The sequence below is a fragment of the Streptomyces sp. NPDC031474 genome (assembly GCF_055581185.1).
Genome location: NZ_JBVIJX010000003.1, coordinates 344,147 through 371,016 on the forward strand (window position 1 = coordinate 344,147; position 26,870 = coordinate 371,016).

25 protein-coding genes and 5 pseudogenes are annotated in these 26,870 nt (G+C 70.8%); 17 read left to right on the plus strand and 13 right to left on the minus strand.

The genetic code is table 11. The annotated features are described in order from the left end of the window. Positions 1-10: 10 nt before the first annotated feature. On the plus strand, positions 11-1,159 hold the full coding sequence (locus ACZ5SK_RS07105; protein WP_468575503.1) for an acyl-CoA dehydrogenase family protein: 1,149 nt from the start codon (positions 11-13) through the stop codon (positions 1,157-1,159). A 3-nt stretch (positions 1,160-1,162) separates the two neighbouring features. Continuing rightward, entirely contained in the window at positions 1,163-1,921 is a 759-nt protein-coding gene (locus tag ACZ5SK_RS07110) for an SDR family NAD(P)-dependent oxidoreductase (RefSeq protein ID WP_334582054.1), read from the plus strand. 75 nt (positions 1,922-1,996) lie between these two features. Here ACZ5SK_RS07110 and ACZ5SK_RS07115 read toward each other — a convergent pair whose 3' ends face one another. Together ACZ5SK_RS07115 and ACZ5SK_RS07120 are read right to left on the minus strand one after the other, a co-directional pair. Further along, a complete protein-coding gene (locus tag ACZ5SK_RS07115; protein ID WP_468417021.1) occupies positions 1,997-3,244 on the minus strand; it encodes an amidohydrolase family protein in 1,248 nt (415 codons plus the stop codon). Further along, positions 3,238-4,254: a CoA transferase gene (locus ACZ5SK_RS07120; RefSeq protein ID WP_334582056.1), complete on the minus strand. Its 1,017-nt coding sequence runs from the start codon at positions 4,252-4,254 to the stop codon at positions 3,238-3,240. The genes ACZ5SK_RS07115 and ACZ5SK_RS07120 overlap by 7 nt, the downstream gene beginning before the upstream one ends. A 52-nt stretch (positions 4,255-4,306) precedes the next feature. On the opposite strand from ACZ5SK_RS07120, the gene ACZ5SK_RS07125 reads away from it, so the two are divergent. The 4 genes from ACZ5SK_RS07125 (at position 4,307) to ACZ5SK_RS07140 (ending at position 7,241) form a co-directional block, all read left to right on the plus strand. Beyond that, positions 4,307-5,290 carry an enoyl-CoA hydratase/isomerase family protein gene (locus ACZ5SK_RS07125; protein ID WP_468417019.1) on the plus strand — a complete coding sequence of 328 codons (984 nt, stop codon included), beginning with the start codon at positions 4,307-4,309 and terminating at the stop codon, positions 5,288-5,290. Between the two features lie 72 nt (positions 5,291-5,362). Further along, the gene (locus tag ACZ5SK_RS07130; RefSeq protein ID WP_361702588.1) at positions 5,363-6,676 is read left to right on the plus strand and encodes a cytochrome P450; all 1,314 of its coding nucleotides are present in this window, start codon (positions 5,363-5,365) and stop codon (positions 6,674-6,676) included. Next, positions 6,673-6,861 (plus strand): ferredoxin, encoded by a 189-nt coding sequence (locus ACZ5SK_RS07135; RefSeq protein ID WP_334582061.1) that lies wholly within the window; start codon positions 6,673-6,675, stop codon positions 6,859-6,861. Before ACZ5SK_RS07130 ends, ACZ5SK_RS07135 begins: the two co-directional genes overlap by 4 nt. Before the next feature lie 221 nt (positions 6,862-7,082). Beyond that, complete coding sequence (locus tag ACZ5SK_RS07140) at positions 7,083-7,241, plus strand: hypothetical protein (RefSeq protein WP_334582062.1); 159 nt, start codon at positions 7,083-7,085, stop codon at positions 7,239-7,241. 18 nt (positions 7,242-7,259) lie between these two features. Here the strand turns inward: ACZ5SK_RS07140 and ACZ5SK_RS07145 are convergent, their stop codons facing one another. Then, complete coding sequence (locus ACZ5SK_RS07145; RefSeq protein WP_334582064.1) at positions 7,260-7,715, minus strand: hypothetical protein; 456 nt, start codon at positions 7,713-7,715, stop codon at positions 7,260-7,262. A gap of 189 nt (positions 7,716-7,904) precedes the next feature. Between ACZ5SK_RS07145 and ACZ5SK_RS07150 the strand changes: the two are divergent. Beyond that, positions 7,905-8,093 (plus strand): annotated as a pseudogene (locus ACZ5SK_RS07150) (sigma factor); the annotation flags it as partial. A 10-nt stretch (positions 8,094-8,103) separates the two neighbouring features. Here ACZ5SK_RS07150 and ACZ5SK_RS07155 read toward each other — a convergent pair. Beyond that, positions 8,104-8,499, minus strand: a pseudogene (locus ACZ5SK_RS07155) (AAA family ATPase); the annotation flags it as partial. 254 nt (positions 8,500-8,753) lie between these two features. Between ACZ5SK_RS07155 and ACZ5SK_RS07160 the strand changes: the two are divergent. Then, the gene (locus ACZ5SK_RS07160; protein ID WP_468158428.1) at positions 8,754-9,527 is read left to right on the plus strand and encodes a sigma factor; all 774 of its coding nucleotides are present in this window, start codon (positions 8,754-8,756) and stop codon (positions 9,525-9,527) included. 16 nt (positions 9,528-9,543) lie between these two features. On the opposite strand, the gene ACZ5SK_RS07165 is transcribed toward ACZ5SK_RS07160, so the two are convergent. From ACZ5SK_RS07165 to ACZ5SK_RS07175, 3 genes and pseudogenes are all read right to left on the minus strand, one after another. Next, positions 9,544-10,290, minus strand: coding sequence for an SDR family oxidoreductase (locus ACZ5SK_RS07165; RefSeq protein ID WP_334582066.1), 747 nt, complete (start codon positions 10,288-10,290; stop codon positions 9,544-9,546). An 85-nt stretch (positions 10,291-10,375) separates the two neighbouring features. After that, positions 10,376-12,090, minus strand: a pseudogene (locus ACZ5SK_RS07170) (FAD-dependent oxidoreductase). A 103-nt stretch (positions 12,091-12,193) separates the two neighbouring features. Continuing rightward, positions 12,194-12,532 carry an OsmC family protein gene (locus ACZ5SK_RS07175; protein WP_334583763.1) on the minus strand — a complete coding sequence of 113 codons (339 nt, stop codon included), beginning with the start codon at positions 12,530-12,532 and terminating at the stop codon, positions 12,194-12,196. Here ACZ5SK_RS07175 and ACZ5SK_RS07180 point away from each other — a divergent pair. Continuing rightward, the gene (locus ACZ5SK_RS07180; protein ID WP_334583867.1) at positions 12,440-12,754 is read left to right on the plus strand and encodes a hypothetical protein; all 315 of its coding nucleotides are present in this window, start codon (positions 12,440-12,442) and stop codon (positions 12,752-12,754) included. The two genes, ACZ5SK_RS07175 and ACZ5SK_RS07180, sit on opposite strands and share 93 nt — an antisense overlap. A 13-nt stretch (positions 12,755-12,767) precedes the next feature. Here the strand turns inward: ACZ5SK_RS07180 and ACZ5SK_RS07185 are convergent, their stop codons facing one another. The 4 genes and pseudogenes from ACZ5SK_RS07185 to ACZ5SK_RS07200 form a co-directional block, all read right to left on the minus strand. Then, the gene (locus ACZ5SK_RS07185; RefSeq protein WP_361702582.1) at positions 12,768-13,664 is read right to left on the minus strand and encodes an RNA polymerase sigma-70 factor; all 897 of its coding nucleotides are present in this window, start codon (positions 13,662-13,664) and stop codon (positions 12,768-12,770) included. 81 nt (positions 13,665-13,745) lie between these two features. Continuing rightward, positions 13,746-14,141: a hypothetical protein gene (locus ACZ5SK_RS07190; protein ID WP_361702580.1), complete on the minus strand. Its 396-nt coding sequence runs from the start codon at positions 14,139-14,141 to the stop codon at positions 13,746-13,748. Between the two features lie 361 nt (positions 14,142-14,502). Continuing rightward, positions 14,503-14,935 (minus strand): annotated as a pseudogene (locus tag ACZ5SK_RS07195) (transketolase-like TK C-terminal-containing protein); the annotation flags it as partial. A gap of 135 nt (positions 14,936-15,070) precedes the next feature. Beyond that, a pseudogene (locus ACZ5SK_RS07200) lies at positions 15,071-15,283 on the minus strand (NAD-dependent epimerase/dehydratase family protein); the annotation flags it as partial. A gap of 216 nt (positions 15,284-15,499) precedes the next feature. Here ACZ5SK_RS07200 and ACZ5SK_RS07205 point away from each other — a divergent pair. From ACZ5SK_RS07205 to ACZ5SK_RS07235, 7 genes are all read left to right on the plus strand, one after another. Further along, positions 15,500-15,943, plus strand: a complete 444-nt coding sequence (locus tag ACZ5SK_RS07205; RefSeq protein WP_334582070.1) for a cupin domain-containing protein — start codon at positions 15,500-15,502, stop codon at positions 15,941-15,943. A gap of 61 nt (positions 15,944-16,004) precedes the next feature. Further along, entirely contained in the window at positions 16,005-16,562 is a 558-nt protein-coding gene (locus ACZ5SK_RS07210; protein WP_334582071.1) for a DUF5134 domain-containing protein, read from the plus strand. Positions 16,563-16,827: 265 nt separating this feature from the next. After that, a complete protein-coding gene (locus tag ACZ5SK_RS07215; protein ID WP_457495364.1) occupies positions 16,828-17,391 on the plus strand; it encodes a hypothetical protein in 564 nt (187 codons plus the stop codon). Continuing rightward, positions 17,388-17,675 (plus strand): hypothetical protein, encoded by a 288-nt coding sequence (locus ACZ5SK_RS07220; protein ID WP_334583868.1) that lies wholly within the window; start codon positions 17,388-17,390, stop codon positions 17,673-17,675. Before ACZ5SK_RS07215 ends, ACZ5SK_RS07220 begins: the two co-directional genes overlap by 4 nt. Before the next feature lie 103 nt (positions 17,676-17,778). Then, positions 17,779-18,891 (plus strand): S8 family peptidase, encoded by a 1,113-nt coding sequence (locus ACZ5SK_RS07225; RefSeq protein WP_334582074.1) that lies wholly within the window; start codon positions 17,779-17,781, stop codon positions 18,889-18,891. Between the two features lie 573 nt (positions 18,892-19,464). Continuing rightward, entirely contained in the window at positions 19,465-22,533 is a 3,069-nt protein-coding gene (locus ACZ5SK_RS07230) for an FG-GAP-like repeat-containing protein (protein ID WP_334582076.1), read from the plus strand. A 363-nt stretch (positions 22,534-22,896) separates the two neighbouring features. Further along, complete coding sequence (locus ACZ5SK_RS07235) at positions 22,897-24,117, plus strand: metallophosphoesterase (protein WP_334582077.1); 1,221 nt, start codon at positions 22,897-22,899, stop codon at positions 24,115-24,117. 288 nt (positions 24,118-24,405) lie between these two features. Here ACZ5SK_RS07235 and ACZ5SK_RS07240 read toward each other — a convergent pair whose 3' ends face one another. Both ACZ5SK_RS07240 and ACZ5SK_RS07245 read right to left on the minus strand, forming a co-directional pair. Beyond that, positions 24,406-25,044, minus strand: a complete 639-nt coding sequence (locus ACZ5SK_RS07240; RefSeq protein ID WP_443041401.1) for a 3-oxoacid CoA-transferase subunit B — start codon at positions 25,042-25,044, stop codon at positions 24,406-24,408. 33 nt (positions 25,045-25,077) lie between these two features. Next, positions 25,078-25,788, minus strand: coding sequence for a CoA transferase subunit A (locus tag ACZ5SK_RS07245; protein WP_334583764.1), 711 nt, complete (start codon positions 25,786-25,788; stop codon positions 25,078-25,080). Positions 25,789-25,947: 159 nt separating this feature from the next. Between ACZ5SK_RS07245 and ACZ5SK_RS07250 the strand changes: the two genes are divergently transcribed. Next, positions 25,948-26,730, plus strand: a complete 783-nt coding sequence (locus tag ACZ5SK_RS07250; RefSeq protein WP_334582079.1) for an IclR family transcriptional regulator — start codon at positions 25,948-25,950, stop codon at positions 26,728-26,730. Positions 26,731-26,870 lie beyond the last annotated feature (140 nt).

Sequence of the window (26,870 nt, forward strand, 5' to 3'; positions counted from 1 at the left end):
GGACGTTGCCGTGCGCCGTGATGTCTTCACCGCCGATCACGAGGCGTTCCGGGAGCTGGTCCGGGACGTTGTGGCCAAGGAGGTGGTCCCGCACTACGCCGAGTGGGAGAAGGCCGGGCGTTTACCCCGGTCGTTCTTCGAACGGCTCGGCTCGCTGGGCCTGCTGGGCATGGCGGTCCCGGAGGAGTACGGCGGGGGCGGGCAGCCCGACTACCGCTACAACGTCGTCCTCCAGGAGGAGGCGGCCCGCGCCCTGGTCACGCTCGGCACCGTCCGCACCCAACTCGACGTCGTCCTGCCCTACTTCCTCACTTACGCCGACGACGAGCAGCGCCGGCGCTGGTTCCCCGGGCTGGCCTCCGGCGCGCTGCTGACGGCGATCGCCATGACCGAGCCGGGTACCGGCTCCGACCTCGCCGGCATCCGTACGACCGCCGTGCGCGACGGGGACTGCTACGTCCTCAGCGGCGCGAAGACGTTCATCACCGGCGGGCTGCTGGCCGACCTGGTGATCGTGGTGGCGCGCACCTCGGCCGACCCGGACGACCGCCGGGCGGGGCTCACCCTGCTGGTGGTGGAGGACGGCATGACCGGCTTCACGCGCGGCCGGATGCTGGACAAGATGGGCATCAAGACGCAGGACACCGTGGAGCTGGCCTTCGACGAGGTCCGCGTGCCGACCGCCAACCGGCTCGGGGAGGAGGGCCGCGCCTTCGCGTATCTCCGGCACAACCTCCCCCAGGAACGCATGACGGTCGCGGTCGGGTCGGTCGCGCAGGCGCGGGCCGCGCTCGACACGACGATCGCGTACGTCAAGGAGCGCCGGGTTTTCGGGACGCCGGTCGCGTCCTTCCAGAACACCAAGTTCGAACTCGCCGCCGTGGCCGCCGAGATCGAGGCGGCGCAGGCTGTGCTCGACCGGGCCGTGCTGGAGCTGGCCGAGGGGCGGCTGTCCGGAGCGGACGCGGCGAAGGTGAAGCTCTTCTGCACCGAGATGCAGGCCCGTGCCGTCGACCGGTGTCTTCAACTCTTCGGGGGATACGGCTACATGGTGGAGTACCCGATCTCCCGGCTGTACGCGGACGCCCGCATCACCCGTATCTACGCCGGGACGAGCGAGGTCATGAAGGTCATCATCGCCAAGTCCCTGGGGTTGTGAGACATGGACGACTTCACGCACCGGCCGGGCACCGCCTTCGTCGCAGGCGGCACCGGCGGCATCGGGGCCGCGATCGTGCGCATGCTCGGCGAACGCGGCAGCGACATCACGTTCACGTACCGCGCCAACGAGGAGGCCGCGCAGGCTCTCGTCCGGGAGGTGAAGGCGTACGGCCGCAACGTCGCCGCCCTGCGGGTGGACCTGACCGACGAGACGGAGACGGCACGGGCCGTCCGCGGGTGCGGCGGCCTGCACACGCTGGTCTACGCGGCCGGACCGCATGTGCCCATGACCCATCTGAGCAAGGTCTCGCCCAGCCGGTACCGCGCACAACTGGAGGCCGACGCGGTGGCGTTCTACAACCTGGTCCATCCCGCGCTGCCGCTGCTGCGCGAGAGCCGGGGCGCCGTCGTAGCCGTCACCACCGTGGCCACACGGCGCTACCCGGTCCGCGACGGGCTGTCCTCGGGCGTCAAGGGGGCGGTCGAGGCGGTCGCCCGCGCGCTGGCCGCCGAGGAGGGCCGCTACGGCGTCCGCGTCAACTGCGTGGCACCCGGCATGCTCACGGACGGCATCGCGGCCCGGCTGATCAAGGACGGCGAACTCGACGAGGAGGCCCTCGCCGTGGCCCGCCGCAACATCCCCCTGCGCCGGTTCGGGCAGGCCAGGGACATCGCGGAGGCGGTCGCGTTCCTCGCCTCGGACCGGGCCGGGTTCGTCACCGGGCAGGCCCTCGGGGTGGACGGCGGGTACAGCGTCTGAACGTCAGCGGGAACGCCTCGCGCCGGTGACGAAGCACCCGGGGCCGGCTTCCGCGGGCGGTTCGTCTCTCCAGGTTCACTCGGTGATCGGGCGGCCCCGCACGTACGCGGCTCGTACGACGTCCGCCGTCAGCGCGTCGAGTGCCGCCCGCAGGGGCACGTGGAGCAGGCACAGGTCGGCCGGCGAGCCGACCGCCACCTGTCGCGGCCGGTGGGGACGGTGGGGGTTGCCCAGGAAGAGTCTCAGCGCCGTACCCGGCATGACGCCCTCCCCGTCGTCGCGTGCGACGGCCGCCCGCATGACGGCCCAAGGGTCGGGAGTGCCGTACGGCGCGTCGGTTCCGGCGGCGACGAGGATACCGGCGGCGACGAGGCTCTGGCAGCGGTAGAGGTGGGGCCGGTCGTCGGGGTGCACGTCGGTGGCGTATGCCTCGGCCCGCTCGACCGGGAAGTGCGGCTGGGTCACGACGACCACTCCGAGCCGCCTCAGCCATGGGAGGGTCTCGGCCGGGATCACGGAACCGTGCTCGATGCGGTCGCCCGCCACGGGGCCCGCTTCCTCAAGGGCGAGGAGCGTCACCAGCAGCTGCACACGGGTGACGCAGTGCACGGCGACCGGCCACGGCCGCAGGCCCGTCACGGTGGCGGCGAGGTCGGAGGGTGCGGGCAGGGTCCGGTCGTCGAGCAGGAGCTTCACGGGCGGGTCGACGCCCATGACGAGGAGCCGCTGGGGCAGGGCGGACAGGGTCTGGGCGAGGCCGTCGGCGGGATGCGGGTCGGCGTTGGTGAAACCGGTGACGCCGCGCCGCGCGGCCCGGCGCCCGACGTCGGCCAGGTCGAGCCGCACGGGAGGCAGAAGGGTGCGCAGGCGCTGGTCCTCCCGCCACAGGCGCCCGTCGGCGCTGTCCAACCCGGCGGCCCGCAGGGCGAGGGTGTTGAGGAACCACATGGTGCCGCTGCGGTGCTGCACCCGGACCGGCCGGTCGGGGACGAGGGCGTCCAGCGCCGTCCGGTCCAGGTCCCCGGCGACGCTCTCGTAGTAGCCGACGGCCCGCACCCACTCCCCCGGCGCCCCGCTCCGCAGGGCCGCCGCGAGGCCGGCGCGTCCGCGTACGTCGGCGGGGCCGACCGGCACCGACGCCGCCTCGGCCGCCATCGCCATCAGGTGGACGTGATGGTCGTGCAGTCCCGGCAGCAACGCACCGCCACGTCCGTCGACATCGGCGGGCCCGGGCAGCCCCCGCCCGATCTCGGCGATCAAGCCGCCCTCGACGCGGACGTCCGCCCGGCCCCGCCCCGCTACCTCCACGTCCCTGATCAGCACGCGATCGGAGCCTTCTGCTGGGCGGCCGCGCAGGCCGCCATGGACACGGACAGCAGTTCGCCGCCGCCCTGTCGTAAGGAGCGGACGGCTGCGTGCGCGGCGTACACGCCCGTGAGAGGGTCGGCGAGGGCGTCGCCGAGGAACACCGGGTCGCCGTGCCGGTCCTGTCCTGTCAGGCCGCCGGCGACCGCCGCGTCGTCACCGAAAGCGATCCGGTCGTCGTCGCGGCCGTAGCCGGTGATGCTCACCCACACCCGGCCGGGGCGGGCGGCGAGGAACTCCTCCGCACGCACCCCGAGTCGCCTCAGCGCCCGCGGACGGGAAGCCTCGACGACCACGTCGGCGTCCGCGATCACCTCGGCGAGCGCACCGGAGGAGAAGTCCAGCACCAGGTTCTCGTGACCTTCGTGCAGGCGGCGGTAGAAGTCCGGGTGCCCGAAGCGGGCGCCGTCCGGACGTGTCGTGCTCTCCACCTTCACGATCCGGGCGCCCGCCAGCCCCAGCAGCCGTGCGCACAGCGGCCCCGCCCAGAGCGCGGACAGGTCGACGACGCGCAGCCCGGCGAGCCCTCGCGGTCCGGGCTGCCCGTGCCGTTCCGCGCTTACCGGCGCACGGCCACCGCGGGCGGATCCGAGGACTGCTGCGGCGATATCCAACTTCTGTGCCGCGTAGGCGAGTTCGGCTGCCGTGGTCCGGCGCGCGGCCGTCTCCAGTGCGGCCTGCGGGGTGCCGAGGAGCCCGAGGAGAGCGGGCAGGGTGGCGTGGTCGTCGGGGCGGGCCAGGTTGACCGCCGCCCAGCCGTCAGCGGTGGCGAGGAGCCTGCACGAGCCACCTGCCGAGGTCCTGGCGGGAGTGCGGAAGCCGGCCGACTCTGCCCGCTGGAACAGCGTGGCGGCCAGGTCCACCGGAACGCCGGTGAAGGCGGTGAAGGCGTCGGCCACCGCGGTCAGCGGCCCCAGCCGACCGGCGACGGTGGCCGCCCAATCAGCTACGAGAGCGGCATTCTTCACAATGCGAACCCCCTTCTCGTAAGAGGTGAGGCAAGATTACACTGCAAGCACCATGGGACCACCCTTCCTGCTGGCCGACCTCGACCACGCGACCTCGCCTCCCCCGCCGGATGCGCCGTCGGTGCGGGTTGCGGTGTCGGCCCACCCCGGGGAAGCGGCCGGGGAGTTCGACGTGTTGCTCACCGGCGCGCCCGACCCGCCGCGCCCCTGGGTCGGGTGCGCCGATCCGTACGCCACCGCCCGACGACTGCGGGAGATCGTCGCCGCCCGCACCGACGCCTGCCTCACGCTGGTGCAGGTGCTCCGCATGGGCCGCACCCTTTCGCCGTCCGACCGGCTGGTGGTGGAGTCTCTCGCCTACTCCACCCTCCAGGCTGGACCGGACTTCCGGGCGTGGCTCGCCGCGAAACGGCCCCGCACCGCCCGCCCGGGTGCCGAACCCGTCCAGCTCACCCGGGCCGGCCGCCTGCTGACCATCACGCTCAACCGCCCGGCCGTGCACAACGCCTTCGACGCCGCGACCCGGGACGCCCTGTGCGAAGCCCTGGAGGTCGCCGTGGCGGACCCCACGGTGACCCGCGTCGACCTGCGCGGCAGCGGGGCCTCCTTCTGCAGCGGCGGTGATCTCGCCGAGTTCGGCACGTCGGCCGATCCGGCACGGGCCCACCGGGTGCGTGTCGAGCGCAGTCCAGCCGCGCTGCTGTTGCGCTGCGCGGCCAAGGCAAGCGTCCATCTGCACGGCGCCTGCGTGGGGGCCGGAATCGAACTGGCCGCCTTCGCGGGGAGGGTGACGGCCTCGCCCGACACCGTGATCCGGCTGCCCGAGATCGGCATGGGGCTGATCCCCGGCGCGGGCGGCACGGCGAGTCTGCCCGCCCGCATCGGCCGGGAACGGACTGCCTACCTGGCCCTGACCGGCGACCCGCTGAACGCGGTCGAGGCCCTGCGCTGGGGACTCGTCGACGAGCTCGGCGCGCCGGTGGACGCGGCCGGACTGCCGATGTCACCCCAGGCAACTAGCAATCTTCCTTATTGAGAACTAAATTCTCATTGGCAAGAACAGCCTTCACGAGGAAGTGCTGTTCCTGCGGAACGAAGGAGGCGGGCCGTGGCGCCCTACGAAGAGCCGTCCGACGACATCGACGCGATCGACTTCTTCCGGGACGACGGACTGATCGCAGATCCCTACCCCTACCTCGACGGCCTGCGCGCGCGGTGCCCTGTGCGCCGCGAACCCCACCACGGCGTGGTGATGGTGACGGGGTACGACGAGGCGGTCCAGGTGACCCAGGACGCGCAGACCTTCTCGTCGTGCCTGTCGGTGACCGGCCCCTTCCCCGGCTTCCCGGTCCCGCTCGAAGGCGACGACGTCAGCGAGCTCATCGCGCGGCACCGCGATGAGCTCCCCATGAGTGACCAACTGCCGACCCTCGACCCGCCCGTGCACACCGCGCACCGCGCGCTGCTGATGCGGCTGATCACACCGAAGCGCCTGAAGGAGAACGAGGCGGCCGTCCAGGAGATCGCCGACCGCATGCTGGACACCTTCCTGGCGCGTCCGGAGGGCGAGTTCATCAGTGAGTTCGCCGGCCCCTTCACGCTGCTCGTCATCGCCGATCTGCTCGGCGTGCCCGAGGAGGACCGCGAGGAGTTCCTCGACCGGCTCCAGCGCCGGCCGCAGGCCGGGGCCGGCATCGGCAGCACCGGTGAGGACACCCTGGCCCACTCTCCGCTGGAGTTCCTCTACGGGCGGTTCACGCACTACATCGAGGACCGGCGCCGGGAACCGCGTGACGACGTCCTGACCGGTCTGGCCACCGCCTCGTTCCCTGACGGTTCCCTGCCCGAGGTCGCCGACGCCGTGCGGGTGGCCACCAACCTGTTCTCGGCCGGTCAGGAGACCACCGTCCGGCTGCTCAGTTCCACACTCAAGATCATCGCCGAACGACCCGACATCCAGGACCTGTTGCGCACGGAACCCGACCGCATCCCCAACTTCGTCGAGGAGACGCTCCGCATGGAGAGTCCGGTGAAGGGGGACTTCCGGCTCTCCCGTACCGCCACCACGGTGGGCGGCGTCGACATCCCGGCCGGCACCACGCTGATGGTGGTGAACGGGGCGGCCAACCGCGACCCGCGCCGTTTCGAGGACCCTGCGACCTTCGACCCCGCCCGCCCGAACGCCCGCCACCACATTGCCTTCGGTCGCGGCATCCACACCTGCCCCGGCGCGCCACTGGCCCGCGCCGAGGCACGCGTCGGTATCGAGCGCCTTCTGGAGCGCACGGCGGACATCAGAATCTCGGAACGCGTACACGGTCCCGCCGAGGCGCGCCGCTACCACTACGTGCCGACGTACATCCTGCGCGGCCTGACCCATCTCCAACTGGAGTGCACCCGCACCGAGGGGAGCCCGCGATGAACGTCACCGTCGACGAGGACCGCTGCCGCGGCCACGGCGTCTGCTCCGCCCTGTGCCCCGAGGTGTTCGATCTCAGCGACGACGGTTACGCCACGGCCCAACAGCCCGAGGTGCCTCAACGACTGGAGCAGGCGGCGCGCACCGCGGCGACGAGCTGCCCCGAGAGGGCCATCACACTTCATTGACGCGGCTCGGAACCGCGCCGGCATCCCGAAGGCGGTGGCCGGCACGACGCTCTCCTTCGCCTCGGCATGTCACTGCTGTCGCTGGCGACGGCGATGCTCAAGTCGTACCCGCGGGACGCCTTCGTCACGGGTGGGCGGACGCAGAACCCGAGTGCCGGCCGCGCCGAGGAAGGCAGCACAGCATGACCATATGGGGTTCTCGTTTCCCTCGGGGGTACGCCATGGCCGCACGCGAGGAGGCCGCGCGCGGCCTGCCCGACATCGAGGGCTTCCTGTACCGGGAGGCTCACAGGGGAGCGGCACTCCGCCGCGTCGCGGACTTCGCCGCGCGCGTGGAGGGGGGTGATCCTCGGCTCGTCGCGGTGACCGCCGTGCGCTAGGTGTATTGCCCCGTGAGGTTAGGAACGCCCGGTGCGATACAGGCCCCTGCCGGCGCGCTGGACGCGGGAGGAGGCGACGAGGCGGTCGAGTGTGCTGCGGACCGCGTTGATGCTTCCGCTGTCGGCGTCACGACCGAGCGCCGCCGCGACGTCACGGGCTCGTACCTCGACGTCACCGACCTTGGCGAAGTACGCCAGGATCTGCTCGGTGAGCTTTCCGTACTGCTTGTCCGCTTCGGCGTCCGTCCGCGAGGCACCGGGCGCGGTGTACTCGTCCGTCCGAGCGGCGGCGGCCGGCGTGACCAGCGCGCTCTCAAGAGCGCCGAGGGCCCGCTGTACCGAGCCAAGATGTGCCACGACCGCCGCCAACTCCCTTTCCAGCGCCTGCTTCTGGAACTGCAGCCGGGCCAGTTCCTCCTGAAGGCCCTCGGCGGTGACCTCGATGCTGTGTGCCGTTCGGCTCGCGGAGACCATCGGTTCCCTCCCCTCCTCAACCCTTGTCCACATCATATGCAGTGCTTCGGGTGTCACACAGAGCATCTCAGTGTCTCGAACAGTGGCATTTCGCAGGTCCCGTGAAAACACATCGTCCATTGCTGTCACAAGCGCCGGTCGGTCACGGTCCATGCAGCGGATGACCGTAGCAACGGAGGCCAATGGATCATGCGTATCGAACCGTCCCCCACCACACCTGACGACCTTGAGGACGCTGTCGCCGTCTTCGTACACCACCGCGGGCGGCTCTTCGGAATCGCCTACCGCATACTCGGCAGCACGGTGGAGGCCGAGGACGTGGTCCAGGAGGTATGGCTGCGCTGGCAGAAGACCGACCGCTCGGTGGTACTGAGTCCTGCGGCCTTCCTGTCTGCGCGGAGACGCGGTCCAGCCACTGCGCGTCGTCGACGACGCAGACCAGCGGCTGAGTCCCGGCGGCGTCCGAGAGGAGGCTCAGCGTGGCCAGACCCACCAGGAACCGGTCGGGTGTGGTCCCGGTGTGCAGCCCGAACGCCGTGCCCAGTGCGTCGCGCTGCGGTACCGGGAGGTTGTCGAGTCCCGACAGCAGTGGCGCGCAGAGCTGGTGCAGGCCCGCGTAGGAGAGCTCCATCTCGGACTGGACGCCGACAGCGCTGACGGTACGGCATCCGGTGGCACGCCCCAGCAGGTACTTCAGCAGCTCGCTCTTCCCGATCCCCGCTTCACCGCGCAGGACCAGGACGTTGCTGCGCCCGGCCCGTCGGCCGGTGCGTTGCCGGATCACTGCGGCCGTGGTGCGACCGAGGCGAACCTGATCCAGGGTAAGCGGCGGCGAAAGCGAGAACTTTCGGCTTTGACCGAACGTGGTGGATCGAGCGCCGCCCGGAACGACGGTCCGGACGAGCCGGCCACGGACCTCCCACGGCACGACCACGCAGTCCCCTACGGCCTTCCAAGGGCGCGCCTGACCGCCCTCGGGCGCGACATTGGTGCCGGCCGCCCTTCGAGCTGCTGACCCACGAAGCAGAGGAGCCGGACATGGACGCACATCTGACCGAAACCAGGCAGAGCCGGGAGACGGCGGGCACGTCCGTCACCGCGCTGGACGACGCGACCTGGGTGTTCGTACGGGCCAGGCCCGGACTGCTCGCCCTCGCCCGGCAGATTCTCGGGAACGCCCACGAGGCCGAGGACGTCATCCAGGAGACATGGCTGCGGTGGCAGGGCGCCGACCGCACGGCTGTCTCCAACCCGTCGGCACTGCTCAGGACGACCACCGTCCGGCTGGCCATCAACGTTGTCCAGTCCGCCTGGAAACGCCGGGAGTCCTGCGTCGGTCCCTCGTTCCCCGAGCGGATGGACTGCGACGCGAACCCCGAGGCGGTGGCCGAGCGCCAGGACGCCGTGGAGCGAGCGGTCCTCCTGCTGATGGAGACCCTGACTCCGAGGCAACGTGCCGCGTACGTCCTGAGGGAGGGGTTCGGCTACCCGTACGACCGGATCGCCGAGACCCTGCACCTCAGCGTCGTCAACACATGTCGGCAAGTCCGGGCAGGGGCTGGATCAGGATCTCGTCGACCTCAGTGCGGTCGAGAGGACGTTCATGCGCTCGCCGAGGTCCGCGAGTTCCTGGCGCAGTTCCGTGACCCGGGTACGAAGGTCGGCGGCTTCTTCGGTCAGCGATACGAAGGTGGCAGCGAGGTCGACGCGGTACTCATCGACGCGGTACTCATCGATCAGGGACATCATGCCTCCATGACTTTACGTGTGAACAACGCAAAGGACTTAAAGGTGGCCCTCTCCTTTCGGTGAGGGCCACCCCGAGGAATTACTTCTGCTGGGCAAGCCAGTCGGCGAACCGGGTCCCGGCGATGTGCGCGTCCGGGCCGGGCAGGAGCGTGTTCTCCTGCAGCGGGGCGCCCCAGTACGTCGCCTGCGGATCCGTGACGATCTTGCGCGGGTCGTTCAGGGCGGTCAGCCCCATGCGGATGAACTCCTCCAGCTGGAACACGTCGGGGCCGCCGACCTCCACCACGCCGTCCACCGGTGCGCCGACCGCGGTGCGGGCGACGGCCGCGGCCACGTCGTCGGAGACGATGGGCTGGATCCTGGCATCGGGCAGGTGCACGGTGTCCCCCTGGGTGACCCCGTCGGCGAGGCCCTTCGCGAACTCGAAGAACTGGGTGGCGTGGACGATGGAGTAGGGGTTGCCGGACGCCTTGATCAGGTCTTCCTGGACCTGCTTGGCGCGGAAGTACCCGCTGCCCTGGAGGCGGTCGGTGCCGACCACGGACAGTGCCACGTGATGCGCCACGCCGGCCTGGCTCTCGGCCTTCAGCAGGTTGGTCGTCGAGGTGCGGAAGAACTCCATGACGGCCTCGTCCTCGAACGAGGGCGAGTTCGACACGTCGACCACCACCGACGCCCCCTGCAGGACGTCGGCCAGCCCCTCGCCCGTCAGCGTGTTGACGCCGGTGTTGGGCGATGCCGCGACCGCCTCGTGCCCGTGCTCGCCGAGCCCGGCGACCACCTTCGAGCCGATGAGCCCGGTTCCACCGATCACTACGACCTTCATGACGGAATTCCTTTCGGGTTTGCCTGATGCCTGTATCAGTAGAGACCGGGCACCGGGTCTGTTTGTGACACCTGCTGCTCGACTTCTATTCGACCAGTTTTCCCGTGGTCGAGACTTCCTCCATGAGGGGGGAAATCTCGTCGGGGACGGCCGGAATTCCTTCGCGGGTGACACCCGTCGTCGGGGACCACACGAGATTCACCTGCAGAGCGGAATCCAGGCCGGGGTAGTCGCTGCGGTTGTGACAGCCACGCGTCTCGCGGCGCTCCAGCGCGGATTCGAGGGTGGCCCGGGCCGCGAGCGCGGCGGACTTGAGGTCGAAGGCGTGCGCGAGGTCCTGGTAACCGGCGATGTCCGGGTGGATACCGACGTCCGCCATCCGCTTCTCGATCACCGCGAGTTCCGCCAGCCCCGCCCGCAGGCCGTCTTCGTCGCGCACGACCCCGGCGTGTTCGGTCATGGTGTCGCGGATCGCGCGTTGCAGGGCTCGGACGTTCTCCGGTCCGTCGGCGGCGAGGAGTTCGTCGATCTCCGTGCGGGCCTGCGCGATGGCCGACGCCGACCGTGGCTGCGCCGTGAGGGACTGCGAGTAGGCGGCGGCCGCCCGGCCAGTGAGGCGGCCGTAGACCAGCAGCTCGATGAGGCTGTTGCCGCCGAGGCGGTTGGCGCCGTGCAGCCCGCTCGACGCCTCACCGATGGCGTACAGGCCGCGCACGTCGGTGCTGTGGTCCTCCGGACGCACCCACACCCCGCCCATCGAGTAGTGCGCGGTCGGCGCGATCTCGATCGGCTCGCGGGTGATGTCCAGCATCTGCAGGTCCAGCAGGGTCTGGTAGACGCGGGGCAGCCGCGTCATGATCGTCTGCCGGGGCAGGTGCGAGACGTCGAGCCACACACCTCCCTTGGGCGTGCCGCGACCTTCCTTGATCTCCGTGTACGCGGCCAGGGCCACGCGGTCGCGGGTGGACAGCTCCATGCGCTCGGGGTCGTAGCGGGCCATGAAGCGTTCCCCGAGCGCGTTGCGCAGGATCCCGCCCTCGCCCCGGGCGGCCTCGCTGACCAGGGTGCCGGCCGCGTTCTCCGGCTCGATGATCCCGGACGGGTGGAACTGCACCAGCTCGGCGTCCCGCAGCCGGGCAGGCCCACCGCGGCCCCGGCCTCCACGGCCAGGCGGAAGGAGTCGCCCGTGTTCTCGTCGCGCCGCGAGGAGGTGCGCCGCCAGATACGGGTGTGGCCGCCCGCCGCGAGGATGACCGCGTCGGCGTGGATCAGGTAGCGCCTGCCGCTGGTGAGGTCGAAGCCGTAGGCGCCGAACACGGCGCCCTCGTGCACCAGCAGCCGGGTGATGTACACCCCCTCCAGCACGGGAATGTCGAGCTGTTCGGCACGTCTGATCAGCGTGCGTTGGATCTCCAGGCCGGTGTAGTCACCGGCGAACGCGGTCCGCCGGAACTTGTGCGCGCCGAAGAAACGCTGCGAGATCCGGCCGTCCTCCTCCCGGGCGAAGGCCATGCCGTAGCGCTCCAGGTCGTCGATGCCCCGGGCGGCGCCCTGGGTGACGATCTCCACCGTGCGGGGATCGGCGAGCAGGTAGCTCTCCTTGAGGGTGTCGGCGGCGTGCTGCTGCCAGCTGTCCTCCGGGTCCATGGTGGCCAGTGCCGCGTTGATGCCGCCGGTCGCCAGTGCCGTATGGGCGTCCTCCTTGGGGCGCTTGCCCACCGCGAGAACGTCGATGCCGGCCTCGGCCAGTTCGACCGCCGCGCGCAGACCGGCACCTCCGGTGCCGATCACCAGCACCATGGTGGCGAGACGTTGTTCGGTGACAGCCACGGTCCACTCCCATCACTGGGGTCTTCATCCAGTACGACCGGGCAGTCCCGCGATCTGTGACACCGACCGGGCTTCAGGAGGCCGGCGTGATGGTGGTCGGCGTGCCGTGCCAGGCCATCCTCGCGTAGGGGCACAGTGCGTCGGCCCGCCGCATGAGCGCAGTGGCGACGCCGGGGGCGACACCCGGCCAGTCGACGACCAGGTCGAGGTGCAGGACGTAGCCGCCGTCCTGCGGACTGCGTCCGAACGCCACGGTCGTCTCGACGGAAATCCCGGCGGGGTCGAGCGCGGCCTGGCGTGCGACTAGGCTCAGCGCGCCGTGGAAACAGGCCGCGAACCCGGCGGCGAACAGCTGCTCGAGGTTGGTCCCCCGGCCGTCTCCGCCCAGTTCGGCGGGGAGGCGCAGGCCCAGGTCGGGATTCCGTCGTCCGAGCGGGCCCTCCCCGAAGCTCTCCCGTGGGACGCCGTCCCGCCGGTCACGGTCACCGTGGTGGTGTACAGGGGAGCGAAGGAGTCCCCGTCGAAGTCCTTCTCGGCGGACAGGTCGGGCGGCTGGGACGGTTCGGTCATCGAGCGCACCTCTGTGTGCGGGGTCTCGGACCACTGGTTGACCGACGAGCGCCCGGTGGTGTGACGACCCGGCCCGTTCAGGTGCCCAGCGATGCCACGTAAGGTGTCAGTTTCTCCGGGTTCATGACCCACATGGCCCGCTCGATGCCGCGCTCCGAGATGTCGAGGGTCAGCAGGACCACGGCCGTCCCACCGTCCGAGACGAGAGCGGCCGGCGCGCCGTTGGCCTCGACCCACTCGATCTCCTTGTGCGGCCAGAAGCGCGGGCCGAAGGCAGCGAGATACCTGGAGACGTGCACCGGGCCGACGACCGGAATCCGGGACGCCCCGCGCAACCCGTTCCCGTCGGTGTAGCTCACCACGTCCTCGGTGAGGATGTCCTCCAGCACGGCCAGGTCGCCGGTCTGTGCCGCGGTGAGGAACACCTCCATCAGCCGTCGGTGCTCGGCGGGGCCGACGGGCTTGCGGCGCTCCGAGGAGATGCGCTTGCGCGCGCGGCTCACCAGCTGGCGCGTGTTGGTCTCGCTGGTCTCCAGCATGTCCGCGATCTGCTGGTACGGGTAGTCGAAGGCTTCCCGCAGCACATAGGCGGCCCGCTCCACGGGGTTCAGTTTCTCCAGGAGGAAGAGAACCGCCAGGTCGAGCGCCTCGGCCCGCTCGGCGCCCAACTGCGGATCGGCGCGCGTGTCGATCGGCTCCGGCAGCCAGGGACCGATGTACGACTCGCGCCGTACCCGGGCGGACTGGGCGAGGTTGATCGCCAGCCGGGCAGTGACGGTGGCGAGGAACGCCTTGGGCTCGCGGACCGCGCCGCGGTCGGTGTGCTGCCAGCGCAGCCACGCCTCCTGGAGGATGTCCTCGGCCTCCGCGGTGCTGCCGAGGACGCGGTAGGCGATGCCGTAGAGCTGGGGCCGCACCGTCATGAACACCTTCGTCGCCTCGTCGAGGGCGTCCGTGCCGTCCCCCATACCCATGTGTGCCGCCTTCAGTTCCGACCCGTTCGCCCAGACGCTCGCCCATGGTATGCGGGCGGGGTCGCAACCGGGCGGAGCACGTCAGGGTCGTGCCAGTCGTACGGCCAGTACGGACGGGTCCGGTCGTTGGGGCAGCGCGACGAAGCCTTCCTCCTCCTCCAGTTCCGCGGTCATCTGCGCACGGGTCGGCCACATCCAGAACGTCTCGTCGTGCCGGCGCGGCACGCGCCCGTCACCGCGCACCCAGTAGTCGAACCGCGCCCGGATCCGGTCGGCGTCGGCCGACGTCCAGCGGTCCCCGTACTCGTGTCGGCCGACCGTCCGGGTCGGCAGCACATGGGTGGTCCTGTGACGCGGCAGGCGAGCCGGTGGGAGCTGGACGAGCAGCACCCCTGTGGGCACGAGCGTCTCGGCGACGGCCGGCCACAGTGCCCGGCGCGAGGTCGGGTGCAGACAGGCGACGGTGTTGTGGCACACGGCCACGTCCGCGACCCCGTGCAGCCCGTCTCGTCGAGCGCCTGCGGGTGCACGGTCACCCGCGTCGTGAACGCCGCGCCCAAGAACGCCAGGCGCGTCATCAGCGGGGTACGCATCGACCGGGCCGGCTCCACCGCGTGCACGGGGACCCTTGACTCCAGGAGACTCATCAGCGTGACCCGACCGGTGTCCGCGCCGACGTCCAGCACACCGACCCGGGCCCTTCGGACGTCGTCGCGGTAGAGCGAGCGCACGCGGAACTCGTCCCGCTCCGCCTGCAGAACGTCGTAGAGCTCCGCACTGATCGCATAGGCGTCCCGCTGCCGCCCAGGAAACTCGACCGGCGGCGGGTCGACGATGGTCACCCGCGCCATCGGTACCACTCGCGGGCCTGCCCGACCGCTTCCGACGGGACCGCGCCGGCTCGCGCCGGCCGGTCCAGGGCGGCGACGACGATCGACTCGGCGTCCACGCGGAAGCAGCGCCGTGCGACGTCCCGGGTGTCCGACAGCCCGGAACCGTCCGTGCTCAGCGACGCGTAGTCGTGACCGACCCACTGGCTGATCTGGTCGGGTACCTGCCGTATCCAGTCGCTGACCGCCGGCACCGGTCCGGGCGCGTCCGCCGGCGCCGCCGTCACATGGGGGACGCGTTCCTCGCCCCGCAGCAGCGCCCGGTCGGCGTCCAGCGCGTCGCGGGGCAGTTCCGTCCAGGAGGTCACCGACCAGACGTCGGCACGGACGCCCCCGCTGGGGCAGCAGCAACTCCTGTGCGTTCAGCGCCCAGTGGATGGCCCTGGCAGTCCATGGCCGTCGGCCTCCCGCCGGAAACCGTCCAACTGCAGCGGCCCCCAGGATGGCAAGGATCACGTGATGTTCGGCGCCCGCCCTCGCCGCGGCCTCCAGCAGGTTGCGGGTCGCCGTGCCGAAGAACTCCAGGCTCTCCAGCTCCCCGCGGGACGGCGTGTCGGTCACGTCCACCACCACATCGGCGCCGTGCATGGCCTCGTCGAGGCCCTTCCCGGTCGTGACGTCGACGCCCTCACGGCGTGACACGCGCACGACCTCCACCCCGTGGTCCCGAAGCCTGGCGACCGTCCTGGAACCGATCAGACCGGTGGCTCCTGCTACAACGACTCGCATTCCGGGCCCCTTCCCGTCGAGGGGTCGGTGACCCCGCTGATGGCTTCGTGAGGTGACGGCGATGTCGGTCCCCCACAACACCTAGGACAGGGCTCATACCAATGTTGTGACACTGATGTGGTCTCGGGTGTCACAGATCCGTCCGGAGCCCGGTCATCACTGGAGAGACGGCCATGGCGGTCATGGCCGGGTGTGAATCCAAGGGAGGGCCGACACATGTCGGACAAGAACTCAGCGCAGGGGGCCGGAGTGCAGACCCGGTCGGAGGGTTGGAAGACGGCGGCGAACCTGCTGCAGGACACCGCTCCGCTCACCGTCCCCGAGGGCGCGTCGGCGATGACCATCTTCGTCGAGTGGGAGCCCGGAGATCCGGGAACCCCGCCCCACCGCCACTCGGGGCCGGCGTTCGGCTACGTCGTCGAGGGCGCCGTCCGTTTCGAGCTGGAGGGCGAGCCCGAGCGCGTGGTCAGGGCGGGCGGGACGTTCTGGGAGCCGGGCGGCGACGCGATCCACTACCAGGACGGCAACGCGCTGCCCGACACACGCACCCGGTTCGTCGTGACGATGCTGTGCGCGCCGGGCAAGCCCATGCTCGAACTGGTCGAGGAGGAGGAACTGGCCCAGCGGGCCCATCTCCGCGCCCCACGGCCCACCGACTGACCCGCCCCCTGCCGGCCGGTAACGAAGAGACCGTCCGCTCTGTGGGAGGGCACGGTGCGGCATGAGCGCCACTGACGTCGTGAACGGCATGCTGACAGCGCTGTTCGCCGCCGCGGCCGTTCACGCGCTGCGCCAGACCGTGCTGACACGAGGCTCCGGATGGCTCGGCCGTGGCGACACGCTCCTGCACACCGTCATGGCGTCGGCCACGGCAGTGATGCCGTGGCACCCGATCGGCGAAGAGCCGCCGCCGGGGCGGACGGCCTTCTTCTTCGCCACCGCGGCGCTGTGGTTCCCGTTGACCGCTGTTGTCAGCCGCCGTGGCCGCGAATCGGCCGGCCTTGTACGCAGGTCACCCCACGCGATCGGCATGGCCGCCATGGCGTGGATGCCGGTGCGGCACGGCGGCGTCACGGACGCGCAGACCGACGACACGGTCACCGGCGTGCTGACGCTGTGTCTACTGGCCTACGCTCTCCAGTCGCTGACCCGGGACATGCCCACACTGCGCGGGGCTCCGGGCAGTGTGGGCAACACCGACCTCGGCGGGCCGTGCGACCGCTTCTGGCACGGATCGACGGCGATGGGCACGGCCATCATGCTGCTCATGCACCACTGACACTGAGCACCGGACAACCGTGTCGTCCGGGAAAGCCAACGCCCAACGGTGTCACACATCGTGTGGCAGCCCGGTCCTATGGGGAGAACCAGTCCGATTCGGTGCCCACGGCGAGAAAGGTGGATCATGAGGGGAATCCCCGCAACGGCGGGTCTGCGCACCCTTCCCCGTCCCGTGGCCGTGGTGGTGGGCGCCGGTGGCGTGCTCGGAGCGGGCGCATATCGGTGTCGGGTACGCGCTGGAGCGCCACGGGTTCCTCCCGGACATGATCATCGGAACCTCGGTGGGTGCCCTCACCGGCGCCGGGGTGCTGCTCGACCAGGGAGATCTGGAGTCCGCGCTGCCGGCCGGCGCGGCCATTCCCGGGATGCTGCCCCCAGTGAGGCGTGCCGACCGGACCCTCGTCGACGGCAGACTGGTCGCCTACGTCCCGGTGCTGCCGACCCAGCAAGCCGGGGCGGCCGGCTTGGTGGTGGCAACCGGGCCGGAGAGCTCGCCGTTGCGCGGCACCGTTCCGCGCCGACGTGCCGGCGCGATCGCCGCCAGGGCCGGACTGCTGATGTTGCACCACCAGATCGAACGTGACCTGCACGAGGTGTCCCAGTACATCCCGACCGCGGTGCTGCCGACCGGCATCGAGACCTGGCCCGCACCGTGGGACTTCGGCCAGTCACAGCGACTGATCAGCACCGCGTGCACCACGGCGGAGCGCTTTCTGGACGGGCTGCGCATCAGTGGGCCGGGGCTGTATCGGGTCGACGAATCCTCGGCGGCCTCGGCAGGCCCGGACGAGGCGTCAATTTCTTCCACGGCGGAGGCCGACCTGTGAGCACCATCGCGTTCCTCAGCATCGGCATGCACGGGCATGTCAACCCGACGCTGCCGGTCGTGGCCGAACCCGTCCGGCGCGGCCACGCCGTCACGTACCACAGCTCGCCCGCGTTCCGTGAGGAGATCGAGGCGACCGGCGCGACGGTGTACCTGTACCCCGGGGGTGATCAGCCGTGGTGGCCCTCGCCGGACACCCGCGGCGGCGAGCCGCACATGCGGGGGCCCGTCCCGTCGGGCTATGAGGCCGACCCGCCACCGGGATCATGTCCGGCGAGCGGGTGAACCATCCCACCCGCACCCTGCTGCAACCGCGCGCCCCCTGTGGTCGTCTTGTGCGCTGACTGTGTGCGAAACGGGCATGTGGGGGGACGTTGTGACGCGGAACGTGACGAAGGCCGGTCTCATGGCGGCGGCCATGGTGACGCTGCTGGGGGCCTCGGCCTGCGGCGGGGATGCCGGCGCGGCGGCCGGGGAGAGCGGCGGGACTCTCGCCGCGCAGGGGAAGGGGGAGCCCGTGGGGCCCTCCGCGGACATGGCCTCGTCCGGCTCGGCGCCGACAACTCCCGGCACCGTGGGAAAGTTGTCCGGGATTGCCCAGGCCGCGGCGTCGCCCATCACCCGGCACGTCCCGTGGAACCTGGACATTCTGGATCAGCGGTCGCGGCCGCTGAACGGGAAATTCACCACCACCGCCACGGGCAAGGGCGTGCACGTCTATGTGATCGACACCGGGATGGACATCGCCCACAAGGAGTTCGGCGGACGCGCCCACCTCGGCGCCGACTTCGTGGGCCTCAAGGACTCCGGTGACTGCTTCAACGAGGAGGGGACCGGCCACGGTACGTTCGTCGCGGGCATCATCGGCGGGGCGAAGTACGGGGTGGCGCCCAAGGCGGAGCTCGTACGGGTGCAGGGCATCCTGTGCGAGAGCGAGGGCGGGGGCTCCCCTGCGGCGGCCGAGGCGGCCCTGGTGAAGTCGGTCAACTGGGTCACCGCGCACGCCCAGAAGCCTGCGGTGGTGAACATGTCGCTCAACCTCGACCACCGGTCGGCGGCCCTGGAGTCCGCCGTGAAGAAGATGATCGACGCGGGGATCCCGACGGTGGTGTCGGCCGGCAACTACCATGACGACGCCTGCAAGCACTCCCCGGCCGGCGTGCCGGGCACGATCGTCGTGGCGGCCTCCACCTCCAACGACCGCGCGTGGAGCGACGGCGGCTCCTACGGATCGGGGTACGGACGGTGCGTGGACCTGTACGCCCCCGGCCAGAAGGTGACCGCCGCCCTCGCCGGCGGCGGCACGACCACGCAGAACGACGGCGCCACGTCCTGGGCCGCACCGCATGCGACCGGCGTGATCGCGTTGTACCTGTCGGCACACCCCCACGCCACCGCCAACGAAGTCCACGTCTGGCTCGACCACACGGCCACCCGCGGCGTCGTACACGGCGTCCGCCCCGACACCCCCGACCGGCTGCTCAACACCGGCGGCCTCTGACCCGCCCCTGCCACCCCGGTCGCACGGTCACCCAAACCCCGTCCCACTGAAATGGACGATCGGCCGGATGCAGTGTTCGAGGGGGCCTGGGTGAACCGCACGGCGCCGGTGACAGCATCGCGGATCGCCACGGCGCTTCGTTCGAGCGGGTACTGCACCAGTACGGTGAAGCAACTGGGCTGAACCGCGGTCACCACCGCTCCGAAAGGCCGGCGCCCTCTGCGCCTCCAGGCAAGGGCGCTGTCGGCGTGATCCAGGACGGGAGTCAGGACCGCAGGCCAGGAACCGAATTGACCGGCTCTCAGAACATTTTGCCAATGCGATAAAAACCTGGTGTGTGTTTTCGGCCCTCTCTGTGTACGTTCTGTGCCGGGGGAGCGAACATCACCGCCGCATGTCTGCCGCCGACCGTCCTGACCGTCGTCCGGCCGCGGACTGCTGCAGGCACGGGTGGTCGCAGATCTCGTATCTGCCCTGTCCGCCGTGCGAAGGAGTTGTTCCGTGGTGACGTCATCCGCGCGTGGCCGACCCACCGAACTGATTCCGATGCCTTCTCCTCATCCTGGAGGCCGTGTGGCCCGCCGTATCCCCGCCCGTCTCGTCGTCGCCGCGCTCGCGGTCCTCGCCGTGACCACCGGCCCCTTCCCGATCGCCGCACCGGCGGCCGCGGACGGGAGCGCCGGCGCCCCTCCCCCGGCGGAGAAGGTCTTCCAGTCGGACCGCTACATCCCACGCCGGGACCTCATCCACTCCGCAGGCCCGAGCGGCTATCTGCATGCCCAGGAGGGCCGTTCCGGCTTGCTGTGGACGTCGTACGGCACCGGTACGACGACCGAGCTGGGTGCCCTCTCGCAGGCCGCCATCCCCGGCTACCTCGGATCGTCGTCCGACATCGTGACCGAGGTCGTCTCGCGTACCGGGAAGGTCGTCCTCAGGGACATGGCCGCCGGCACCACCACGGACGTCGCGATCACCCACGGCACGTACTGGGCCACCTACGGCACCCATGTGCTGACCCAGGCGCGGGACGCCGACGGAAACCGTGTGCTGTGGCTGTACGGCGCCGACGCACCGGCCGACGGCACCCTCGTCGACGGCTGGCCGACCGGCATCACCGCCAACTTCACCGTCCTGGGCGGCGACAGCGGCACGGCCGTCCTCAGCTACATGCTCGGCAGCACGCGTCACCTGGCGCTGGTCGACCTGGCCGGGGCGAAGGTCACCGCCGACGTGACGGTGGCCGCCGCGCCGACCACGGTCGCCCTGAGCGCCGACCGGCTGGTCTGGTACGCGTACGGCGCCACGGCGCACGTCCTGGACCGGGCCGACCTGTCCGCCCCCGAGACCACGGTCGTGCTGCCCGGCACCGAGGGCACTCCGCAGCTGGGCGTCGCCGGCCGCTGGCTGGTGGTGGCCCGTTCCGTGCCGTCGCAGCCCGGCAACCTCGTCGACAAGTCCGGCGAGCCGCTGAGCGCCGTCCCCCTCGCGGGCGGCGACCCGGTCACCCTCCTCCGGCACGCGGGCACCTCGCTCACGCCGACCCCGGACGGCGGCCTGCTGGCCGTGGGAGGCGCGGACTCCGGCCACTGGGCGGTACGCAAGGTCACCGACACGGGCGCGGACACGCCGACCCTGACGGAGGTGACCGCCGTGCCGCCGGCCGCCGCCAGGATCGACCGCCTCTCCCTGCAGAACGGCACCCTGGCCACCGACGAGGCCGACAGCAGCTTCCTGAACGCCTACTACACCCGCCCGGTCTCCGCCGACGGAACACCGGGCACGCCGGTCTGGCGGACCTGGAAGCACCAGCAGGCAGGCCCGTACGCCACCGGTGACGGCCGCGCGGTGGAGTTCCTCGCCGGCGGCGACCCCGACGGCGGTTCGTCCGTGGGTTCCATCGACCACTCCGACACGTCGGGCTTCTTCTACCTCCCCTCGACCGCCGGCAGCGTCCTGGACATCACCGGCCGCTACGCAGTCGTCAACGGCTCCTCCCCCGCCCGGCAATACGTGGGCGACCTCGGCGTGTACACCGACCTTCGGCCCATCCTCACGCGTGCGGTCACGGCCGCCTCGGTGTGGGGAACCGAGCTGTGGACGCCGGGCGCCGCCGCCGGCACGGTCACCGCCAAGGACCTCAAGACCGGCAAGGCGACCGCCACCGTGAGCACCGGCGCCCCCTGCGTCCCCCAGGAGCTCCAGGTCGTGGGCCGTTGGATCTACTGGTCGTGCGGCACCACGGCCGCGGCCGGCGTCTGGGACCGTACGGCGAAGAAGAACATCCCCGTCCCGTCAGGCGAGGTGCTGCTCGGCGACGGCTACCTCGTCCGCCACGACACCTCGGCCGGGGCGCTCCTGCTCACCGCCTTCGCCGACGGCACGGCCGCCACCCGAAAGATCGGCGACCTCGCGGCGGGCGACTCCAGCCTGCGCGGGGTGACCTGGACGGTGGACAAGTTCGGCGGGCCCGCGGCTTACGTCGACGCCGCCCGCCGCATCCACCTGGTGCCCAGCGAGGCCGCCACCCAGCCGCTCGGCGTCATCGAGTCCGATACGAGCGACAACGCCGCCGAGAGCAGTGCGGCCACCGCCCCGTGGTGGCAGTGGCGCGGGCTGCTCTCCAAGCCCGCCGCCTCCTGGACGGCCACACTCACAAGCAAGGCCTCGGGCCAGGTGGTCCGCACGTTCACCGGCGGCGAGGTGGACGGCACGCTCACCGCGCGATGGACCCTGCGTGACACGGCGGGCGCCCTCGTGCCCAACGGCACGTACACCTTCAAGCTCACGGCCCCGCCCGCCGACGGCTCCGGTCCACCGCTGACCGTGTCCCGCACGGTGTCCGTGTCCACCGGATCCGCCGTACTCCACGACTTCACCAGCAGCGGTTCCCGGGCACCCGACGGCATCGGCGACGCCCTGACCCTCTCCACGTCCGGGGTGATCGGTTACCGACCCGGCAACGGGGCGGGCGCCTTCAACACGGCTATATCCGCCTCGGGTTGGCCGTCCACGGTGACCCTCGTCCCCTTCGGAGACCTGAACGGCGACCGCCGGGGCGACATCCTCGTCCGGTTCGGCACCGGCGAGCTGCGCGTGTACCGGCCCCTGCGCGGCCAGGCCTTCACCCCTGGCACGCCGCACACCTCCCTGGGCACAGGCTGGAACCAGTGCAACGTGCTGACCTCGCCCGGCGACATCACGGGCGACGGCCTGGCGGACCTGATCGCCCGCAAGTCGTCGACGGGTGAAGTGTTCCTCTACAAGGGCACGAGCACGGGGAAGCTGTCGGCGCGCGTCCGCATCGCGACGAACTGGTCGGCGTACAAGAAGATCGTGGGCGTCGGCGACTTCGACGGCGACGGTCGCGGCGACCTCCTCGTCCAGGACAGGGCCAACACCCTGTGGCGCTACTCCGGCGACGGCACCGGCGGCTTCACCGCTCGGGTGAAGGTGGCCGCCGGCTGGGGAGCGTCGTACAACGTCGTGACCGGCGTCGGCGACATCACCGGCGACGGCAGGGCCGACGTCATCGCCCGCGACGCCTCGGGCAACGTCTGGCGCTACTCCGGCAACGGGAAGGGATCGTTCGGCGCCCGCGTGAAGATCGCCACGGGGTGGGGGGCGTTCAAGGGCGTCTTCTGATGGCACCGCAGCAGGACTAAGCTCCACGGCGGCCTGGAGGACGCCGTGGTGCTCAACCCTCCGAGGGAAGCCGAATGGGCCACTCTGGTCGACCGCGATGTCTGTCTTCACACCGGGTTGGAGCCGCCCTCGTCCCACGACCGGGGTGCCTGCTGCCCGGGGTGAGCGCTGCTGTTCCGGAAGGCTCAGTGCGGAGGAGGCGTGATGACGACCTCCCCAACTCGGGAGACAACGCCCTGTTACGGGAGTGCTCCCGCAGAGACCCTTCGTCCCAAGCGGCCGCGTCCATGAATGCCGGTCCGGTCGGCCCGAAGGCGACCGGATACAGTGCGCGAGACGGCAGCCTGGTCACGGAGGGGAAGCATGACCGACACCAGCAACACCCGGCCCGCCGAGGGTGAAGCGCACGCTCCGCGGCGGAGCCCACTGCACCGCCTGATGCGCTACCTCCCCCTGATCGCCCCCGTGCTGCTGTGGGCCGTGCCCTGCTGGGTGCTCCTGTACGGCGGCCAGCACTGGCCGCTGCCTGTCACGCTGGCCGGCACCGCCCTGTTCGCCCTCGGCCTCATCGGTATGCCGCTCGCGATGGTGCGCGGCCACGGCCGGCGCCAGCAGGACTGGGCGGCGATCATCGGTGACACCCTGCTGGGCACCAGCTGGGTCCTGTTCACCTGGTCCGTTCTGCTCGGCGTCCTGTTGCGGCTCGCCCTGACCGTGGCCGGCGTCGGCGAGAGTCAGGACCGGGCCCGAATCGTCACCTGGGCCGTCCTCGGCGTAACCGCTGTACTACTCGCCTGGGGGTACGCCGAAGCCCGCCGCGTGCCACGCGTGCGCCGACTCGACGTGCAACTCCCGCGACTGGGTGCCGGGTTGGACGGCACCCGCGTCGTCCTCATCACCGACACCCACTACGGCCCACTCGATCGCGCCCACTGGTCGGCACGGGTATGCGAGACGGTGAACACACTGGAAGCCGACCTGGTCTGCCACACCGGCGACATCGCGGACGGCACGGCCGAACGCCGCCGCGCCCAGGCCGCCCCACTCGGAACCGTGCGAGCCACCCGGGCCCGTGTCTATGTCACCGGCAACCACGAGTACTACACCGAGGCCCAGGGCTGGGTCGACCTGATGGACGAACTGGGCTGGGAGCCGCTGCGCAACCGCCATCTGCTGCTCGAACGCGGAGGCGACACCCTCGTGGTCGCCGGCGTGGATGACGTCACCGCCGAGTCCTCCGGCCTGGCAGGCCACCGCGCCCACCTCGCCGGAGCCTTGAGCGGCGCCGACCCCGACCTGCCCGTCCTGCTCTTGGCACACCAGCCCAAGTTCGTCGACCGGGCGGCATCCGCGGGCATCGACCTCCAACTCTCCGGCCACACCCACGGCGGCCAGATCTGGCCCTTCCACCACCTGGTCCGCATCGACCAGCCCGTCGTCGCCGGCCTCAGCCACCACGGCACCCGCACCCTCCTCTACACCAGCAGGGGCACGGGCTTCTGGGGCCCGCCCTTCCGCGTCTTCGCCCCCAGCGAGATCACCCTGCTCGTGCTCCGCTCGCCGCACCTGTCCACCTCGCCGTAGCCCTGGGCGGGCCGACACATCCCCTTGGAGCAGTCCGCACATTCCGGACCATTCCCGGGCCGACGGTTCCGAAGCCGCACGCGGCCACGTTTTACGCAGGTCAGCGACGTCTGACGCCTGTACCACCAGCAGACGAAGAACGTTCCAGTGCCGCATCAAGCAACGTTTGCATGGCCGAACGGGTGCGGGTGCGGGTGCGGGAGATCGATGACGACGAGGGCTACAAGGACGGCAGGCCCAGAACCTTCACCCTCACCCGCCACTCGCTGTAGATGGAGCTCAGCAGGGTCAGTAGCGGGCCCGCGCCGCTGCCTCTGCGGACAGTTGCAGCGGCGCACCGGTCTTCGCCCGAACCTCGTCCTCGGTAACGCCTGGAGCGAGAGCCCGCAATCGCAGGCCATCCCTGCTCACGTCGATGGTGGCGAGATCGGTGATGATGCGATTCACCACGCCGGCGGCGGTCAGCGGCAGCGTGCAGTCGTCGACGATCTTCGGACTTCCGTCCTTGGCCACGTGGTCAGTGAGCACGACGATCCGGCGGGCGCCGACCACGAGGTCCATGGCGCCGCCCATTCCCTTCACGAGGGCGCCGGGGATGGTCCAGTTCGCGAGGTCGCCCTTCGCGCTCACCTGTAGGGCTCCCAGGACGGCGATGTCGATGTGACCGCCGCGGATCATGCCGAAGGACGTCGCCGAGTCGAAGTAGCTCGCACCGGGGTTGACGGTGACCGTCTGCTTGCCCGCGTTGATGACGTCGGCGTCCTCTTCGCCCTCCCAGGGGAACGGGCCGAGGCCGAGGATGCCGTTCTCGCTCTGCAAGGTCACCTGGACGCCGTCAGGAATGTGGTTGGCCACGAGGGTCGGGATCCCGATGCCGAGGTTCACATAGTCGCCGTCGTTGAGTTCGGCGGCCGCGATCGCGGCCATCTCGTCGCGTGTCCGGGGCACGAGTCGTCTCTCCTATGCTTCGACGGTCACGCGGGAACGGACCGTGCGCTGTTCGATTTCCTTGGTCCGCTTGCGCGCGACCACCAGACGGCTGACGTACACGCCGGGGGTGGTGACCGATTCGGGGTCGATGAACTCCTCGGTGAGGTGCTCGGCCTCGGCGACGGTCACCCGGCCGCAGGTGGCCACGAGGGGGTTGAAGTTGCGTGCGGCGGCCCGGTACGTCAGGTTGCCCGCATGGTCGGCGGTGTGGGCGTGCACGAGTGCGAGGTCCGCGACGATCGCGCGCTCCTGGACATGGACGTGTCCGTCGAACTCGGCGTGCGGCTTGCCCTCGGCGACGGGCGTACCCACGCCGGCCCTGGTGTAGAAGGCCGGGATGCCCGCCCCACCGGCGCGCATGCGCTCGGCGAGCGTGCCCTGCGGCGCGAACTCCACATCCAGAACCTTGTCCAGGTACTGCTGGGCGAACAGCTTGTTCTCGCCGACGTAGGAGGCGATCACCTTGGCCACCTGACGGTTCTCCAGCAGCAGACCGAGGCCCTTGCCGTCGACCCCCATGTTGTTGGACACGACCGTCAGGCCCGTGACCCCGCTGTCCCGTACGACCTCGATGAGGTCGTACGGGACGCCGCAGAGACCGAACCCGCCGACGGCGATCGTCATCCCATCCGTCAGCACGCCGGCCAAGGCCTCTTCCGCGATCGCGCGCAGCTTGATCAACTCGTCCACCTCCCATCCGATGCGTTCACTGTCCGAGCGGCAGAGTCAACTCTCGCGCGCCCCTGACATGCAAGGAGTGGCACCTTTGGCAGGGAAAACCGATTGGCGGGCGAGCGGGGACCCCGCACAGCGTCCACTGAGTGAACGTACGATGAGGGCATGGACGCTACCCCGGCAGCTCACCTCGTCGGCAGGATGGGCGCGCTGCTGCGCGCGCTGTCGACGGTCAACGAGGCCGGTGCGGGCACCGCCGAGCTGGCGCGAGCGACAGGCCTGCCGAGGCCGACCGTGCACCGGCTGCTCGTCTCGTTGGCGGAGGAGGGGTTCGTCGACCGCGATCGACGCAGTGGGCGTTGGTTCCTCGGCCCCGAGCTGTATCTGCTCGGCGGGGTGGCCGGCATTCGCTACGACATCACCCGCCAGGCACGGGAGAGCGTGCACCGGCTCGCAGCGGTGACGGGAGAGAGCGCCTTTTTCTCGGCCCGGCGGGGTGACGAGACGGTGTGCCTGCTCCGTGAGGACGGGGACTTCCCGATCCGCTCCTTCGTGCTGTACGAGGGCGCGCGCTTCCCGCTCGGAGTCGTATCGGCGGGCCTGGCGGTCCTGTCGTTCCTCGACGACACCGAGATCGAGGCCTATCTCGCAGACAGGGACCTGGTCGACCGGTGGGGTCCAACGCACGCGCCGGACGCGGTGCGCGAGCGGATCGCGCAGACCCGGATCGACGGCTACGCCGTGAACCCCGGACTCGTGGTGGAAGGCAGTTGGGGCATGGCGGCAGCGGTGTTCGACCGTGCCGGGCAGCCCGCGTGGGCGTTGACCGTTACGGGTGTGGAGACCAGGTTCCGCGCCGAGCGCAGACCTGAACTCGGCGCGCTGCTCCTGCGCGAGGCGCATGCGCTCGGACGCACGCTGAACACCGGCACCGGTGGCCAACGCTGACCGGCGCGGACGCCGGGAACTGATGCCGGTCGCGTGCCCGGTGCGGCTGTGGTCATAGCGTGTGAGACACGGAGAACGACACCGCGCAGCCGTCAGGCGCCGTCACTCACGATGAGGGGTCCGTGGTCGATCACCTCTTG